Below are 15947 nucleotides of genomic sequence, written 5' to 3' on the forward strand. Positions count from 1 at the left end.
CGCCGCGCGGGCGCGAGAGACCGACGGCGTGCGGACGGCCCCGCGCGTGCAGGACCATCCGCGCATCGGTGGCTTGTCGCGCCGTTCCTCGCGCCCCCGGGTAGTGCGCCTACAGCGTCATGGGCACCACGAAGGTGCGGAAGGCCGCGAGGTTGCGGGTGAGCCAGGTGTCGAAGGTGGTCGCCGGGTGGCCGGTGAGGTGGCGGACTGCGAGGGTGGGGCGGCCGCCGCGGGTGGGCTCGGGGGCGGCGAGAGCGTCGAGGAGGCCGTGGGCGAAGGCCGGCGGCAGCCCCGCGCCGATCATGCCGGCGGCGGCGTCCCGCGGCGGCGTCTCGACGTAGCGCAGCGGGCGGCCGAGCGCGGCGGAGAGGCGGGCGACGAGCTGGGGCGAGGTCAGCGCCTCCGGCCCGGTCAGCTGGTAGGGGCGGCCGTGGAGGCCGGGACGGGTGAGGCAGACCGACGCCGCCTCGGCCACGTCCGCGGGGGCCACGACGGCGCGCGGGACATCGCCGTGGCACTGGTAGACCGTGCCGGACGCGGCGATCGTGGACTGCCACTGCAGGACGTTGGTCATGAAGCCGGACGGCCGCAGCGCGGTGAACTCGGGGACGGCCGCGGCGAAGGCGGCCTCCGCCTTCGCGTGGTCCATGCCGTACCTGCCGGCCGCAGGCTCGATCGCCGCGACGGACGAGAGCTTGACGACCCGGCGGACGCCCGCGGCGGCGACCGACTCGGCGGCGGCGAGCTCCTGGGCGAGCGCGTCGGGGCCGGAGGAGAGGACGAAGACGGCGTGCACCCCCTGCAGCGCGGGGGCGAGCGTCGCCGGGCGGTCGAGGTCGCCCTCGGCGACCTCGAGGCCGGGGGCGGGGGTCAGCCGGGAGGCGTCCCGGGTGAACGCCCGCACGGGGTGGCCGCCCTGGAGCAGGCGGGCGACCAGGGGGCGCCCGATCGTGCCGGTGGCGCCGATGACCAGGATCATGAGACGGCTCCTCTCTCGAGACTCGACGCCGCCGGAGGCTGCCAGTCGCCGACCATGGCCATGCCCTCCTGGCCCGCCGAGGGCGGCAGGAGGCGCAGCCGCATGTTGCGGCGGAGCAGTTCGACGCGGCGCTCGGTCAATTTGGTCTCGCCCATGCGGCGGGAGGCCACGGCGATGCCCTGGGCGCGCGGGCGGCGCAGCTCGTCGTAGCGGGCCAGCGCGAGGACCGGGTCGGCGGCCGGATCGACGGCGGACTCGGCGAGCAGGTCGGCGAGCACGACCGCGTCCTCCAGGGCCTGGCACGCGCCCTGGCCGAGGTCGGAGGTCATCGCGTGGGCGGCGTCGCCGAGCAGGGCGATCGGGCCGCGGACGAAGCTCGGCAGCGGCTCGGCCAGCTCGAAGACGTCGTGGCGCAGCACCCGCTCGGGCGGGGTCGCGTCGAGCAGGGCCGGGATCGGGTCGTGCCAGCGGCCGAAGCGGCGGCGGACCTCGGCGTACTCGTCCGGGAAGCGGTGGCCCTCCGGGGTGTTGGCGACGGCGAACCAGTAGACGCGGCGGTCCGTCAGCGGCATCCGGCCGAACTCCAGGCCGCGGCCCCAACTGCTGCCGCCCGGCTCGGTCGTGGGGTCGACGCCCTCGGCGATGCCACGCCAGACGCTGTGGCCGCTGTAGCGCGGCGGCGGCAGCTGCGGCCACAGCTGCGCCCGGATGGCGCTGTAGGCGCCGTCGGCGGCCACGACCACGTCGGCCTGCACGGTCAGGCCCGCGCGGGTACGCACCTCGGCGCCGCCGGCGGCGAGCGCGGCGACGTGGACGACCTCCGCGTCGGTCACCAGCGCCTCGGCGGGCAGCGCCTCGCGCAGCACGGTGTGCAGCTGCGGGCGGGTCAGCACGGAGATGAAGAGGCCGTGCTCGGCCAGGAAGGACGGGTCGGCGGGACGCTGGAGCCGCCGACCGCCGCGCGTGCGCAGGCCCTCCCCGCCCGGGGCCATGCGGGCGGAGAGGGCCTCGATGCGCGGGCCGAGGCCGAGGTGGTCCAGGGCGCGGCGGCCGTTGCTCAGCAAGGAGATCCCCGCGCCCTGCTCGCGCGGGCGCGCGGCCCGCTCCAGCACGGTGACCCGCCAGCCGGCCAGGCGCAGCCCGAGCGCGGCGGCGAGCCCGCCGATCCCCGCTCCGACGACGACGGCGTGGCGTTCGGAGCTGGGCATCGACGATCTCCTCTTGTCGCTGGGTGAGCGATGTCGCTGGGCGAGCGGTTCAGACGCTGGAGACGTGGGACGGGGTCTGGCCCTCGGCGAGGTCCACCTGGAGCGACCACTTGGCGATCTTCAGCGACATCTGGACCGCCTCGGTGGCGTAGCCGACCATCTCGGTCTGGTAGACCGTCACCGCCTCGGCGAGCGTGGCCTCGCCGCGTTCCACCCGGGTCAGCTCCCGGGCCAGCACCGCGGCGTCGCGCATGGCGGTGTTGGCGCCGACGCCGCCGGTGGGCGGCATGGTGTGGACGGCGTCGCCCAGCGGGACGATCCGGCCGGTCTCCCAGGGCACCACCGGCACGGTGGTGCGCAGCCCGACGGGGTAGACCTCCTCGGCGTCCGCGTGGGCGAAGATGCCGCGCAGGTCCGGGTGCCAGGCGGCGGTCCGCTTGAGCGCGAGCTCGCGCAGCTCCTCGCCGGTCATGGCGAAGAACTCCTCGTCGGGGACGCCCAGTTGCTCCTTGTGCACGCTGAAGACGGACATGTAGTAGTCCGCGGTCGGCTCGAACCGCAGGCCCGGCCACAGCCGGGCGGACGCCTGCTGCGGGTCCTCGCGGAAGACCATCGGCATCAGGCCCAGGTGCTGCCCGTCGCCGCCGATGACGTAGATGAACCGGTCCTGCAGCAGCTCCGGCAGGCCGGCCTCGATGGCCTTGGCCCGCGGGGTGCGGGCGAGGATGCCGCGCACGCCCATGTCCACGGCCGCGTCGGCGGGACGAAGCTGGGCGCGGACCTGGGAGTTGGCGCCGTCCGCGGCGATCAGCAGGTCGCCCTCGTCGGTGGCGCCGTCCTCGAAGTGGGCGACGACGCGCTCGCCGCGCTGTTCGAAGCGGGTGAACCGGCGGCCGAAGTGGACGACGTCGTCCAGGCCCGCCAGCAGGATCCGGCGCAGGGTGGCCCGGTCGACGGCGTCGATCTTGTCTGGGGAGTCGCCGCGGGGGTCGGTGAAGCTGGGCGCCCACAGCGGCTCCAGCTTCTCGTCGTAGGCCGCGAGCGCCCCCTCGCGGCGGTAGTTGGAGCTGGCGACGACGAGGTCCTGCAGCGGCTTCGGCAGCACCTCGCGCAGCGCGCGCTCGCCGTCCGGCGAGACGCGCAGCCGGTAGCCCTGCATCCGGCCCTTGGCCGAGGCGTCGCGCTCGTAGACCGCGACCTCCCCGACGCCGGCCCGGCGCAGGCCCTGGGCGAGCGCGAGCCCGCCGACGCCGCCGCCGATCACGATGATCCGCATGGCCCGACCCTTCACTTGAGGACCACGTCCGCGATGCGGTCGAGGTGGTCCGGATCGTCGGTGACGGAGAGGAGGAAGATCTCGTCGCAGCCGTTGGCCTCGTAGAGGTCCACGACGGCCCGCAATTGCTCGGGTTCGGTGACCGCGCCCTTGGCCAGGTGCTCGGCCATCTGCCCCATGAAGGCGTAGTAGCTGAGCATGTGCTTCTTCGCTTCCTCGGCGCCGTTCGGGCCGAGGGCGACGTAGCAGTTGGCGCCCATGCGCGGGGCGCCGGTGCGGCCCTCCTCGTCCCACAGGGTGCGGAAGTTCGCGACCAGCTCGGAGAACTTGTGCGGCGGCCCGCCAGGGGAGATCCAGCCGATGCCGTGGCGCGCGGCGCGGCGCAGGCCCGCCGCGGAGTGGCCGCCGCCCCAGATCGGGATGGTCCCGTTGACCGGACGGGGGCCGACCCCGGGGACGGGGCCCTTGCCGGCCCAGATCTCCTGGAGCTCGACCAGCGCCTCGTCCAGGCGGCGGCCGCGGCTGTGGTAGTCGGTGCCGGTGGCCGCGTAGTCGTCCTCGCGCATGCCGGAGGAGACGCCGACGACCAGGCGTCCGCCGGAGAGCCGGTCCAGGCTGGCGAGCTGCTTGGCCAGCTCGACGTTGCTCGGCCGGGTGGCGGCCAGCAGGATCGCGGTCACCAGCTCGATGCGCTCGGTGGCGCCTGCGGCGGCCGCGAGCGCCACGATGCTGTCGTAGCTGTCGTAGACGACCCGGTCGGTGACGGTGAGGCTGTGGAAGCCGAGCCGGTCCGCGCGCCGCGCGAACTCGATCAGCCGGCTCCCGTCTGCGCCGGGCACGCCGGTCGGCAGGGCGACCCCTATCTGCATTGTGGTTCTCCTCTGACGGCTTGACGGCTTTCACGGCTTTGACGCTCTACGGCTGTGACCTCCGAAAGTCTGGTCGCGGGGACTGGGGACGCGGTCGAGGGGCCCTGGAGGGTGCCTCTCGACCGCGTCGGTCAGGTCCTGCCGCCGGCTCGGGCGGCGGTGCTCAGGAGCCGGACTGGCAGGCGCCCTGGTAGACGCCGATGTTGGGCGAGCTACCAGGGATCGGGTTCCCGTAGTAGTCCTTGCCGCCGTTGGCCGCGATCACGGCCCCGGCCTTGAGCGCCGGCGAGCCGCAGCTCAGCTGGTAGCCCTTGGGACCGGTGCCCGCGCCCACGAAGCCGGGCGCCGTGGTGGTGACGGCGTGGGTGTCCCCGCTGGGCGCGACGCCCACGTTGACGTACACGTTGTTGGAGAACGTGCTGACCGGGTCCGAGAAGCTCGACCCGCCCGGCTTGCCGACGAAGATGTTGTTGCTGTAGTTCACGTTCGTCTGGCCGAAGTTGCCCAGCAGCGCGCCCGCCGTCGGGGCGTAGACGACGTTGTTGTAGACGCTGATGCCGGGCTCCGTCAGGCCGCAGCCGTTGGAGATGACGGCGACGGGCGTCCCGCCGTAGTTGGCGTCGTGGTCGTTCTCGCTGACGTTGTAGCGGACCGTCGCGCCGATCGTCTGCTCGCCCGGCACGTCGCACATGGCAAGGAAGCCGCCGTAGTTGTCGTGGCTGTAGTTGTACTGGTACAGCACGTTGGTGTCGGCGCCGTCGATGTCGAAGGCCATGGCCGGGGGCGAGGCCGCGCCGCCCGACACGTTGTTGTACTGCATGACGGGCGAGTCGGAGTTCCACGCCCAGACCCCGGCGTGGAAGGCGGTGGCCCGCAGCCCGAAGCCGGAGACGGTGTTGTGCTCGATCAGCGGACTGGCGAGGTTCTGCACGGCTATGCCGTCGCCGCCGCTGTTCGTCAGCGTGTTCCACCCGATGTAGACGTGGGTGAACGGCACGTAGTGGTTGGTGCCGTCGGTGAAGTACGGCGTGCGGTAGGACCAGGTCGACGAGGTGGCGATGCCGTAGCCGTCGGTCCCGGAGACGGTGTCCCCGGAGACGTTGACGTCGTCGAACGTGGTCGCGGTGGTGTTGCCGGCCGCCTTGACCAGGATCCCGGCGCTGTCGTCGTTGGTCGGCCCGGTCGCGTCGGTGCCGGTGATGTCGTGGACGGACAGGTTGTCCAGCACGTAGTGGTGGCCCGTCCCGTAGTCGCTCAGCAGCACGTAGACGCCGATGCGCGGCTTGCCGTCCGGGGTGGTGGTGTCCGTGACGTCGAGGTTGCGCACCTCCCACTGCTGCACGTTGTTCAGCTCCACGGCGACCGGGGCCCCGGCGCCGTCGATGCCGGGCTTGGCCCCGCTGCCGTAGGCGTCGATCCTGATCGGGCTCCCCGCCTTGCCGGAGCCGTGCGGGGTGAGCTCGCCGGTGCAGCGCGTGCCGCGCTTGATCAGCAGCTGGTCGCCCGGCTGGAAGACCACCGAGTCCGCCTTGGCGAGCGTGCCCCAGGCCGTCGACGGCGAGGTGCCGGCGGCGGTGTCGTGGCCCGCGGAGCAGTCCAGGTAGTACTGGTGCCCCCCGTCGGCGCAGGCGACCGCGGGCGCCCCGAAGGCGACCAGCATGGTCAGGCCGAGGGCGAGTGCGAACCGGCCCAGGGCCGGCCGGTGCACCGGGGCAGCAGCCGGCTGCTCAGCCGAGCGGCTGGATTCGGCCATATCGTTGCTCCTTCTCTCGAACGTGGCGATGCCCGAGAGACGCTGATGTGCCCTGGTCGTCTCTTGCTAGAGAAGCCGTGGAACAGCGGCGGGAGCTGCGGTTTCACCTCCCCAGGCGGCCTTGACGAATTGAAGCTCATGTTGTGCACCTGTCAGGAATACTTCGATCAGCCCGTTCCGCTCCTGCGCGGAGACCGATCGTGCACAGTCCTCCACCAGGTCGAGGTAGGCCGAAACGTAGCCGTGGAACCCCTCCTCGGGGCAGTAGCGCGCCACCCAGCCTGCGTAGACGGTGGCGGGATGCACCCCGTCGCGGACCAGGTCGCGGCAGACGAACTGGTGGAACCAGGTCATCGGCAGCAGCCCGACGGCGGCCACCGGGAAGGGCTGCGCGCCCGTCTCGGTGAGGTAGGCGACATGCGCGGCCGTCGCCGGGGCCGCGGTCGGCTCGCCGCCCTCGGCGGCGGCCCTCCCGTGCTCCTTCAACTCACGTTCGAGGAGGTCCAGTTCGCCGACCATCCGGCGCGCCGACACGAAGGTGGCCGCGGCGGCGCCGGCCAGCAGCTCGCCGTGGCCCGGGACGGCCGCCGTCGAGGCCGCGCGGGCCAGCGCCCGCGCGTAGGCCGGGACCAGGTGCCAGGTGTCCTGGGTGGTGAAGCGCAACAGACGCTCGGGCGCCAGCGCACCCGAGCGGAGGCCCGCCCAGAACGGGTGCGCTCGCACCTCGTCCAGGACGGGCCCGGCCGCCTCCAGCAGCTCGTCGCCGAACACCTCAGCGCCCGCCGGCCGGGAAGATCACCTGGCCGTTGGTGTTGCCGTTGGCCGCGGAGCCGAGGAAGACGATCAGCTTGGCCACCTCGTCGGCCGTGGTGAGCCGCCCGCTCGGGGTCTCGGCGGTCGCCTTCTTCAGCAGGTCGGGGTCTACGGAATCGATGTTCTCCGTGGTCAGCGTGCCACCCGGGGCCACGACGTTCGCCAGCACGCCGTCGCGGGTCCACATCAGGCCGCGGACGAAGCCGTGCAGCGACGCCTTGGCGGCGCTGTAGATCTCCGACCCGGGGTTGCCGTGGGTGGCGGTGACCGAGGAGAGCAGGACGATCCGGCCCCAGCCGCGTTCGCGCATGCCGCCGAGCGCCTGACGGACCGTCCAGATGTGGCCCTCGACGTTCTCCCGGTAGCGGGTGAGCCAGTAGTCCATCGGGAAGTCCTGGAACGGCGGCATCTCGTCCGGGTTCATCCACACCCAGGTCTGCGCGTTCGCGATCACCACGTCGACGCCGCCCCAGCGCGCCTCCACGCCCGCGACGGCCGCGGCGACGGAGTCCGGGTCGGCCAGGTCCATCCGCTGCGCGAAGGCGCGCTCCTCGCCGCCGAGCTCCTGCACCACGGCCTTCGCTTCCGCCTCGGCGGAGTGGTAGGTGATGGCGACCTTCGCGCCCTCGGCGGCGAAGGCGAGCGCCGTCGCGCGGCCGATGCCGCGGCTGGCGCCGGTCACCAGAACCCTCTTGTCACTGAGCCCGAGATCCATCTGCTTCTCCCCTCGGCCGTTCGACGACGGCACAGAGCGCGGCGCGCCGCAGCGCATGGAACCCCCGCACGGTCTCAGCTCCGCCTCGCCGCGCGGTCGCGCGACGCTGGGGCGGTCCCTCGGGGAAGGAGAGCCGGCCGGAAGAAAAAGGGCCCGTTCGTGGACAGAGGGCGCGCCGCGCGGCCGGTGGGCCGCGGGAGCACCCTCAGCGGACCGGCGGCAGCGGGGGTGGCAGGCCGGTCCACGAACGAGTCCCTGGTGGGGTCGTCGGGCGCCGCCCATGATGAGGTGCGGCGCCCGAGGTCGGGTCGGGTACGACTCAGGTCGATCGCGTACGACGCAGCGGCGCGTCGCCCGGGTCAGGCCCCGGCCTTGCCGTGCGGGTCCGCCCACGGGTCGCGGGTCGGGTCGTCGATGACGGGGAGCCGGCCCTCCTTGCGGGCGCGGCGCAGGTCGTCGAAGTACTCGCGGCTCATCATCGCGGAGACCATCGCCACGCCGCCGCGGTGCACGCGGATCTCACTGTTGGCGGCGGTGCCGACCAGACGGATGGTGCGGCTGGTCTCGTGGGTCGGGGCCTGGCCGTCCTTGACCTTGCCCCGGCCGGACCACTGCAGCCCCCACTGGTCGATCTTGGCGTCCTCCGGGACCAGGAGCTTGACCATCGCCCGCTGCATCTCCACCCGGACCTCGATCTGGGCGGGGATGTTCGGCGAGCGGAGGTCCACCACGACGCTCCCGCCGCGGGCCTTGATCTCGAAGGTGTCGGCGCTGGTCCAGTTGCCCAGGCGCTTGGTGACCGTGTGGTCGACGTGGATGCGCTCCGTGCCGGCGGAGGCGTCGGCGGCGGTGCTGTCCTCGGCGAACTGGTCCTGGCTCATCGTGAGTTCCTTCCGGTAGGTGCGACTGACAAGGGCGGGCGATCCGGCTCTCCGGCCGCCCGGTCCGGCGTTCCCGCCGACACATTGATAGTTGCACTGTTACTAGTCTCGCGTCAACTAGTGCCCTTGAAACTTACTCGAGGAGTAGGATGTCCGCATGACCAGCCCGACCAATCCGGCCAGCTCAGTCAAGAGCTCGCCCCTCTCGCTGACCGTCCTGTCCCTGCTGCACTACCAGCCGCTGCACCCCTACGGGATCCAGCGGCTCATCAAGCAGTGGGGCAAGGACCAGGTCGTCAACGTCAGCCAGCGCGCGAGCCTGTACCGGACCATCGAGCGCCTGCTGGGCGCGGGGCTGATCGAGGTCCGTGAGACGGAGCGCGACCAGCAGTACCCGGAGCGGACCGTCTACGCGGTCACCGAGGAGGGCCGCCAGGCCACCCGCGCGTGGCTGGTGGAGATGCTCGCCAAGCCCAGGCAGGAGTACCCGGAGTTCCCCGCGGCGCTCTCGTTCCTGGTGATGCTGACCCCGGACGAGACGCTCAAGGTCTTCTCCGAGCGCGCCGAGATCCTGCGCGCCTCGCTGCGCGAGATCGACGCGATCATGAGCGTCGAGGCGGAGCACCGGCTGCCCCGCGTCACCATGCTGGAGACGGAGTACCAGCGGGTGACCACCTCCGCGCAGCTGGCGTGGCTGGACGCGGTGATCGCCGATCTGCGCGCCGGCCGCCTCTCCTGGAGCCCCGAGGAGCTGATCGCCTTCGCCGAGAGCGAGGGCGCCGCCGCCGAGGGTTGAGGCACGGAGGACTTCCCCTACGGATCAGTAACTGAAAGGTTTCTGCAATCCTGTCAGCAAGCCGATACAACCGGTGACCATGGACCCGACAACGGGTAACATGTGCCTGCTGATCCGGGCTGGGACTTGGGGGAGTCGATGGTGCGTATCCTGCTGGCCGAGGACATGCACATGGTCCGTGGCGCGCTGGCAGCGCTGCTCCGGCTGGAGCCGGACTTCCGGATCGTCGCCGAGGTCGAGCGGGGCGACGAGGTCGTCCCCGCCGCGCTCGAGTGCAAGCCCGAGGTGGCGGTGCTCGACGTGGGCCTGCCCGGCCTCGACGGGCTGCATGTCGCCGCGCTGCTCCACCAGGAGCTGCCGAGCTGCCGCACCCTGATCCTCACCAGCATGGGCAAGGCCGGCACGCTGCGGCGCGCGCTCGCCGCGCAGGTCTCCGGCTTCCTGCTCAAGGACGCTCCGCCGGCCCTGCTGGCCGAGGCCGTCCGAAGAGTCGCCGCGGGCGAGCGGGTGCTCGACCCGCAGCTCGCTCTCGTCGCCTTCGACAGCGTCGAGGGGCCGCTGACGGACCGCGAGACGGAGGTCCTCCGCCTGGCGGCCGAGGGGGCCGACGCGGCGGAGATAGCCTCCACGCTCTTCCTGTCCGTCGGCACGGTACGGAACTACCTGACCGCGATCGTCACCAAGCTGGGGGCCCGCAACCGCCTCGACGCCATCCGCATCGCCCGCGAGGACGGCTGGCTGTAGGGCCCGCCCCGGGGGGCGCCTCCCGGCCGAAGGCCGGGGGAGGTCAGTCCGCCGCGACGGGCGGGAGCTTGGCCACGGCGCAGAGGACGAACCAGCCGTCCTCCTCGATCGACCAGCTGAGGCGCCCCTCCACGTGGGCGAGTCTGACCGTCAGGTTCTGCAGGCCGCTGCCGCCGGACGCGTCGGTGCGGGAGACGCCGTCGTTGGCGATGGTCAGCCGGATCAGGTCGTTCTCGGCCCGGGTCGCGATCAGGCACTGCTCGGCCTTGCTGTGCCGGAGCAGGTTGGTGACGGCCTCGCGCAGCACCGTGGCCAGGATCGTGTCCAGGTGCCCCCGCGGCGGCCGCACGGTCAGGTCGACGTCCGCGCGGATGCCGGCCGCCTCGAGCACCGAGCGCGCGGCCTCCGCCTCCTCGTACAGCGACATCTCCCGGTAGCCGCGCGAGACCGCGCGCACGTCGGTGAGGGCCTGGCGGGAGACGAGCAGGATGTCGTCCAGCTCGGTCAGCGCCTCCGTGGGGCTGCCGTCCACGAGCCGCTTGGTCAGCTCGCTCTTGAGCACGATGGTGGAGAGGCTGTAGCCGAGCAGGTCGTGCAGGTCCCTGGCGAAGCGCAGCCGCTCCCGCACGACCGCGACACGGGCCAGCTCCCCCTGGGTCGCCTGGACTTGGACGACCAGCAGGGAGAGCCGGGTGAGGCCCCAGGTCACGAGGCCGGTCACGATGATCGAGATGGTCATGTAGACCATGTAGTCCGTGGTCCAGTGGTCGATCACCCCGCTGAACAGCGTCGCCGCGACCACCCCGCCGAAGACCGCCCAGCCCAGGCGCGGCGGCAGCAGGAGCAGCGCGCTCGCGATGAGGAAGCCGGACATCCCGCCCCACCAGATCCCGAACCCGAACGAGGGCAGGTAGGTGAAGACCGCCTGGAGCACCAGGCTCCACGGGAAGGCGAGCTGCCGCCACCGCTCCAGGCGCGAGTCCGAGTGGAGCACCTGGAGGGCGGCGATGCCGAGGAAGCAGATTCCCCCGATGATGATCTGTTGCAGCGCCAGGCCGTAGAAGACCAGGTTGGTGACGCCCATCACCAGGTAGCAGGTGACCACGGTGGGAACGAGGCTGCTCGCGGCCCAGCGCGGGGGCGACACCCGCTCCAGATTGCCCAGGACGACGATGCTCGGGTCCTCCGGCTCGTTCTGGAGGTCCGGCTCCTCGTGACGTGACTGAGTGATCAGTCGATCGATGGCACTGGTCACAGACGCCGCCTCCGTCCGGATGTCAGCAGACCCACGAGCAGGGTACGCGGCTCGGAGCGCGGCGCAACATTCATGTCAGATGAATACCGGGATAGGGTTGAGGTTCTGATACTTCGTCGGATATCTGAGGCGTCCTGTGCGCACCGGGACGTCGAACAGCCGACCGGGGGCGAAGCGCGCCCAGAAGTGCCGTAGTCCCGGCACGACGACCTTGACCACCGGCAGGCCGATGTCGGGCCGGGTCTGGTCCACGACGAGGGTCTCCAGCCCCTGCTCGGACAGGCGGTCGGTGACCAGTTGGACGTCGTCGAGCAGGTCGTGGCCGGCCAGCGAGGGGCGGTCCTGCGGTCTCGTGGGCCGGGCGGCCGGATCGGGCAGCAGCCAGGGCTGCAGGTGCACCCGCTGCTCACGCCACCAGGACAGCAGTTCCGGATCGTCCAGCCGGTAGCCCGTGCCGTCGGCCTGGACGTCCGCCACAGCCGGGAGCATCTGGTTCATCTCGGTGAGCGCGCGGCTCAGCGCCACGCGGGGGTCGAGATGGGCTCCGAAGCCGAGCATGATGTCCTGCGCGGGCTTGTCCACCCGGCGGGAGAGCGCGGCGAACACGGGGATGCCGAGGTCCGAGGTGAGGTCCAACGCCCACACCTGACGGCCGATCAGCCGATAGGTGGTGAGCAGCTCGTCCACCCACGCGGTGGCGAAGGCGTCCAGACTGACCGCGGGCTGCCGGGTCCGGTTGTACCACCACAGCGCCACCGCGTCCCGCTCGATCAGTTCCAGCAGGCCCTGGAGCACGGCGTCCTCGATGCAGCTGCCCGCCGCGTTGCCGTTGGAGCAGGCGATCAGGGACTCGCGTCCGGCCGGCGGGGCGACGCCCTCCTGGACGGGGTTGAAGTAGAGCATGCCGGTGGGCAGCATCCGCTGCCGGCGGCCGGTGAGCGACCAGACCGGCGTCCAGTCGACGGGGGCGTCCGCGTCGAAGGGCTCGGGCACGTGGTGGAAGACCGAGCACCGGCGGTTCCACTCGCGCCGGTTCAGGTACTGCCGGGGGTCGAAGAGCATGCAGTCGCGGGGATCGACCGCGACCTCCCCCAGCCCGCGCAGCGAGTCGCGCACGCGCAGCTCGTCGCCCTGGAGGGTGGCCGAGTAGCGCTCGACGGCCTCGCACAGGGCACTCACCTCGGCGTCCAGCGGCGTGGCGCCCTTGCCGCCGCTGCCGCCTCGGAGCCCGGCGCGCAGGTCGCGCAGGTCTCCGCCGCCCACGGCGAGGTTGCGGCCGGAGGCGTAGCTGTACAGGCCCGTGGGGCAGCCGTCGACGGGACGGATGTCCTGGACGACGCCGGTGACGGGACTGACCAGATGGGAGAAACGTTTCTTCATCTCCTCGGCGGAGCAGGCCCGATGTCCGCCCGAGGCGCGGAACACCTTCGGGCGGGAGGTCAGGTCCACTCCCCGGGCCGCCTGGCGTGCCATCAGCTGCGGATCCCCGCAACTCGGGCACTGCGGGCGGCGTCTCGCCTCGTGATGACGCGAGGCGAGGGTCAGCGTGTCCAGCTCCAGCACCGACTCCTGGCCCGGATGCCGGTATCCCGCAAGCCACTTGACAGCCTCGAGAACCAGCAGCTGGGCGCTGGCACCGTAGCCGACGGGCAGATGGGCGGCGGGCCGCACCACCGGGCCGTCCAGGCCGAGCGCCCGGCGCACCGGGGCCTCGGCGGCTCGGTGCTCGCGCAGCCGGTGCGCGAGGCAGCTCCAGCAGGCGCCCTCACCCGGCCGGAAGACCGGACCGATCCAGACCCGCGCGCCGGTCAGCCGGGCCAGCAGCCAGGGCCGCCCGGCGGCCCGGTGCTCCAGGTCGAGCCGGGCGAGCTCGGGGCGCAGGTAGTCGTCGGTGATGACGAGGGTCAGCCGTGCGTCATGCCCCTCGGAAAAGGGGCCCAGATCGAGCTGGCTGCCCCGGCAGGCCTCGCGGACGGCGTCCACCGGGGCGTCGCCCACGGAGCGCAGCTCCACCCGCGCTCCGGCGAGCCGGTCGACCGTCTCCTGCCCCTCGAGTCCCGCCATGTCCCAGTAGGCCTCGGCGGGCAATGTCTCAGGCCGGGCCCGAAAAGCGATGAGCCCCTGACGGGCCAGCTCGCGAATGGCTTGGCCGGCCTCGCCGACGGGAATTTCCGCACTCACCGAATCGAGTACGGAAGCGAGATCCCTGGTTCCGTCGAGCAATGGCACCAGCGCCGCAACGGGCGCACCCTGGAGCGCGGTGACTCCGCGCTCCGACAGCAGATAGGCAGCATCCCCCACGACATGCTCTGCCCGCAGGTGGCCACGGAAGCCCAGGAGCCGAGGCCCCCGGACTTCCGTGACAATGCCTCGCCCCTCGGACGAGGACGCGGTCACTGAAGGACCAGCTCCCGCTCCTGCAGACCGGCGGTGCAGGGCGGGCCGCAGCCCTTGGCGGTGGCCACGCGGAAGTCCTCGAGCTCCTCGATGAGGAGCACCTCTCCCGCGGACGGGTGACCGCCCTGGTCGGTGTCGCTGAGTACCTGACCGAACATGCGCATCGCGAGCTCGAGCTCGCGGTCGATCAACGTGTCCATCCGAGCCTCCTCCGGGGTGGAGTTCCGTCGCGCCCACTGACCGTGGGTGGCGACTCGATGACGGCTCGATTCTGGATGGAGGAGGGGAAGCCGAGGAAGTGATCCTGTCATGAACCCTCTATGAGTTGCTCATGATCCCCGGAGCCCCACAAGTTCGCACGCGTACCCTCCTTACACTGCCTTTCTTGCGGGGTCCCGTCAACTCCGCCTCTCATTCCCACGAACTCGGCCCGCGATAAGGATTCGACGCGCCCCACCGCGACCGGCGCCGCCCGCCGCCGGCCCGCACGGGGCCGTCGGAGACGGCGGTGCGGGCCGCGATCCCGAGCAACACGGCGGCGATCACCGCGAGTTCGGTGGGGTCGGGCTCTCCCCGGACCACCGTGAACCACTCCTGGGCACCCTCTGTCGTCACCACTCCCCCATTGCCTTGTCCCCCTTGCCTCGTCGACGGGCGGGTCGCTCACATGGGCGGGTTGCCGTGCTTCTTGGAGGGCAGGAGCACCCGCTTGGTGCGGAGCATCCGCAGCGCCTTGATCAGCGTCCAGCGCGTCTCCGACGGATCGATGACGTCGTCGACCAGGCCGCGCTCGGCGGCGTAGTACGGATGCATGAGCTCCTGTTGGTACTCCTTGATCCGCGCGGTGCGCGCCGCGTCCGGGTCCTCGGCCGCGGCGATCTCCCGGCGGAAGATCACGTTCGCCGCTCCCTCGGCTCCCATCACCGCGATCTCGTTGGCCGGCCACGCGTAGGACAGGTCAGCGCCGATCGAACGGGAGTCCATCACGATGTACGCACCGCCGTACGCCTTGCGCATGATGAGCTGGATCCGCGGGACCGTCGCGTTGCAGTACGCGTAGAGCAACTTCGCGCCGTGCCGGATGATCCCGCTGTGCTCCTGGTCCACTCCCGGCAGGAAGCCGGGCACGTCGAGCAGCGTGATCAGCGGGATGCTGAACGCGTCGCAGAACTGGACGAACCTGGCCGCCTTCTCGCTGGCGTGGATGTCCAGCACGCCGGCCATCACCGCGGGCTGGTTGGCGATGATGCCGACCGCCTGGCCGTCCATCCGCGCCAGGGCGCAGATGACGTTGGGCGCCCAGGCGGCGTGGACCTCGAAGTAGTCCCCGTCGTCGACCAGCTCCTCTACGACGGCGCGGACGTCGTAGGAGCGCGACGGGTCCGTGGGCACCAGGCTGAGCAGGTTGTGGTTCGGCCGCTTCGGGTCGTCGGTGGGCGGCTCGAACGGCGCCTCCTCCTGGTTGTTGGCCGGGAGGAGGGACAGCAGATGGCGTACCTCTTCCAGGCAGTCGCGCTCGTCGGTGTAGGCGAAGTGGGAGACCCCCGAGGTGCCGGCGTGGACGTCGGCGCCGCCGAGCCCGTTGTGCGTGATCTCCTCGCCGGTCACCGCGCGCACCACGTCGGGGCCGGTGATGAACATCTGCGCGGTGTCGCGGACCATGAAGACGAAGTCGGTCAGCGCCGGCGAGTACGCCGCGCCGCCCGCGCACGGCCCGAGGATCACGCTGATCTGCGGGATCACCCCGGACGCGGCCACGTTGCGGCGGAAGATCCCGCCGTAGCCGGCCAGCGCGGTGACGCCCTCCTGGATCCGGGCGCCCGCGCCGTCGCAGAGGCCGACCAGCGGCGCGCCGGTCTCGATGGCCAGGTCCATCACCTTGTGGATCTTCTCGGCGTGGGCCTCGCCCAGCGCGCCGCCGAAAACCCGGAAGTCGTGCGCGTAGGCGAAGACCCGCCGTCCGTGGACGGTGCCCCAGCCGATCACGACACCGTCCCCGTGCGGCTTGCGGCGGCCCATCCCGAAGGCGCTGGCCCGGTGGCGACGCAGCGGCTCGATCTCGGTGAACGACCCCGAGTCGAAGAGGAGTTCAAGACGCTCGTCGACCGTCAGCTTGCCCTTGGCATGCTGCGCGTCGGTGGCCGCGCCCTCCTTCTCGGCGCGCGCCTGCTCCTTGACCGCCTCCAACTCCGCCACGTGGCCGTGCAGACCGGGCGCCTCCTGGACCGTGGTCATCTGTTGCCTCCCAACTCCTGGTGCTC

Annotated in this window: 15 protein-coding genes; 2 read left to right on the forward strand and 13 right to left on the reverse strand. The window is 71.9% G+C overall.

Features of this window, described 5'->3' with window-relative positions; translation table 11 throughout:
* Positions 1–109: 109 nt before the first annotated feature.
* The 8 genes from TR48_RS16640 to TR48_RS16675 all read right to left on the reverse strand — a co-directional run bounded on the left by TR48_RS16640 (position 110) and on the right by TR48_RS16675 (position 8494).
* Positions 110–979, reverse strand: a complete 870-nt coding sequence (locus tag TR48_RS16640; protein ID WP_042367772.1) for an NAD(P)H-binding protein — start codon at positions 977–979, stop codon at positions 110–112.
* On the reverse strand, positions 976–2187 hold the full coding sequence (locus TR48_RS16645; RefSeq protein ID WP_042367774.1) for an FAD-dependent oxidoreductase: 1212 nt from the start codon (positions 2185–2187) through the stop codon (positions 976–978). The genes TR48_RS16640 and TR48_RS16645 overlap by 4 nt, the downstream gene beginning before the upstream one ends.
* A gap of 49 nt (positions 2188–2236) precedes the next feature.
* Positions 2237–3463 carry an FAD-dependent oxidoreductase gene (locus tag TR48_RS16650; RefSeq protein ID WP_042367776.1) on the reverse strand — a complete coding sequence of 409 codons (1227 nt, stop codon included), beginning with the start codon at positions 3461–3463 and terminating at the stop codon, positions 2237–2239.
* Between the two features lie 11 nt (positions 3464–3474).
* On the reverse strand, positions 3475–4332 hold the full coding sequence (locus tag TR48_RS16655) for an LLM class flavin-dependent oxidoreductase (RefSeq protein ID WP_042367778.1): 858 nt from the start codon (positions 4330–4332) through the stop codon (positions 3475–3477).
* 163 nt (positions 4333–4495) lie between these two features.
* Entirely contained in the window at positions 4496–6085 is a 1590-nt protein-coding gene (locus TR48_RS16660) for a right-handed parallel beta-helix repeat-containing protein (protein ID WP_042367780.1), read from the reverse strand.
* A gap of 66 nt (positions 6086–6151) precedes the next feature.
* A complete protein-coding gene (locus TR48_RS16665; protein ID WP_042367782.1) occupies positions 6152–6856 on the reverse strand; it encodes a TenA family protein in 705 nt (234 codons plus the stop codon).
* Between the two features lies 1 nt (position 6857).
* Positions 6858–7613 carry an SDR family NAD(P)-dependent oxidoreductase gene (locus tag TR48_RS16670; protein WP_042367784.1) on the reverse strand — a complete coding sequence of 252 codons (756 nt, stop codon included), beginning with the start codon at positions 7611–7613 and terminating at the stop codon, positions 6858–6860.
* A gap of 359 nt (positions 7614–7972) precedes the next feature.
* The gene (locus TR48_RS16675; protein ID WP_042367786.1) at positions 7973–8494 is read right to left on the reverse strand and encodes a hypothetical protein; all 522 of its coding nucleotides are present in this window, start codon (positions 8492–8494) and stop codon (positions 7973–7975) included.
* Positions 8495–8651: 157 nt separating this feature from the next.
* On the opposite strand from TR48_RS16675, the gene TR48_RS16680 reads away from it, so the two are divergent.
* Positions 8652–9290: a PadR family transcriptional regulator gene (locus TR48_RS16680; RefSeq protein ID WP_042367788.1), complete on the forward strand. Its 639-nt coding sequence runs from the start codon at positions 8652–8654 to the stop codon at positions 9288–9290.
* 138 nt (positions 9291–9428) lie between these two features.
* Positions 9429–10034: a response regulator transcription factor gene (locus tag TR48_RS16685; protein ID WP_042367790.1), complete on the forward strand. Its 606-nt coding sequence runs from the start codon at positions 9429–9431 to the stop codon at positions 10032–10034.
* A gap of 43 nt (positions 10035–10077) precedes the next feature.
* On the opposite strand, the gene TR48_RS16690 is transcribed toward TR48_RS16685, so the two are convergent.
* From TR48_RS16690 to TR48_RS16710, 5 genes are all read right to left on the reverse strand, one after another.
* Entirely contained in the window at positions 10078–11289 is a 1212-nt protein-coding gene (locus TR48_RS16690; RefSeq protein WP_052442719.1) for a sensor histidine kinase, read from the reverse strand.
* A gap of 75 nt (positions 11290–11364) precedes the next feature.
* Positions 11365–13686, reverse strand: coding sequence for a TOMM precursor leader peptide-binding protein (locus TR48_RS16695; protein ID WP_042367791.1), 2322 nt, complete (start codon positions 13684–13686; stop codon positions 11365–11367).
* Positions 13683–13886 carry a hypothetical protein gene (locus TR48_RS16700; RefSeq protein WP_042367793.1) on the reverse strand — a complete coding sequence of 68 codons (204 nt, stop codon included), beginning with the start codon at positions 13884–13886 and terminating at the stop codon, positions 13683–13685. The genes TR48_RS16695 and TR48_RS16700 overlap by 4 nt, the downstream gene beginning before the upstream one ends.
* 211 nt (positions 13887–14097) lie before the next feature.
* Entirely contained in the window at positions 14098–14301 is a 204-nt protein-coding gene (locus TR48_RS16705; RefSeq protein ID WP_161789842.1) for an acyl-CoA carboxylase subunit epsilon, read from the reverse strand.
* A 48-nt stretch (positions 14302–14349) separates the two neighbouring features.
* Positions 14350–15921 carry an acyl-CoA carboxylase subunit beta gene (locus TR48_RS16710; RefSeq protein WP_042367797.1) on the reverse strand — a complete coding sequence of 524 codons (1572 nt, stop codon included), beginning with the start codon at positions 15919–15921 and terminating at the stop codon, positions 14350–14352.
* Positions 15922–15947 lie beyond the last annotated feature (26 nt).

This window comes from Streptacidiphilus neutrinimicus (assembly GCF_000787815.1).
Classification (GTDB): domain Bacteria; phylum Actinomycetota; class Actinomycetes; order Streptomycetales; family Streptomycetaceae; genus Streptacidiphilus; species Streptacidiphilus neutrinimicus.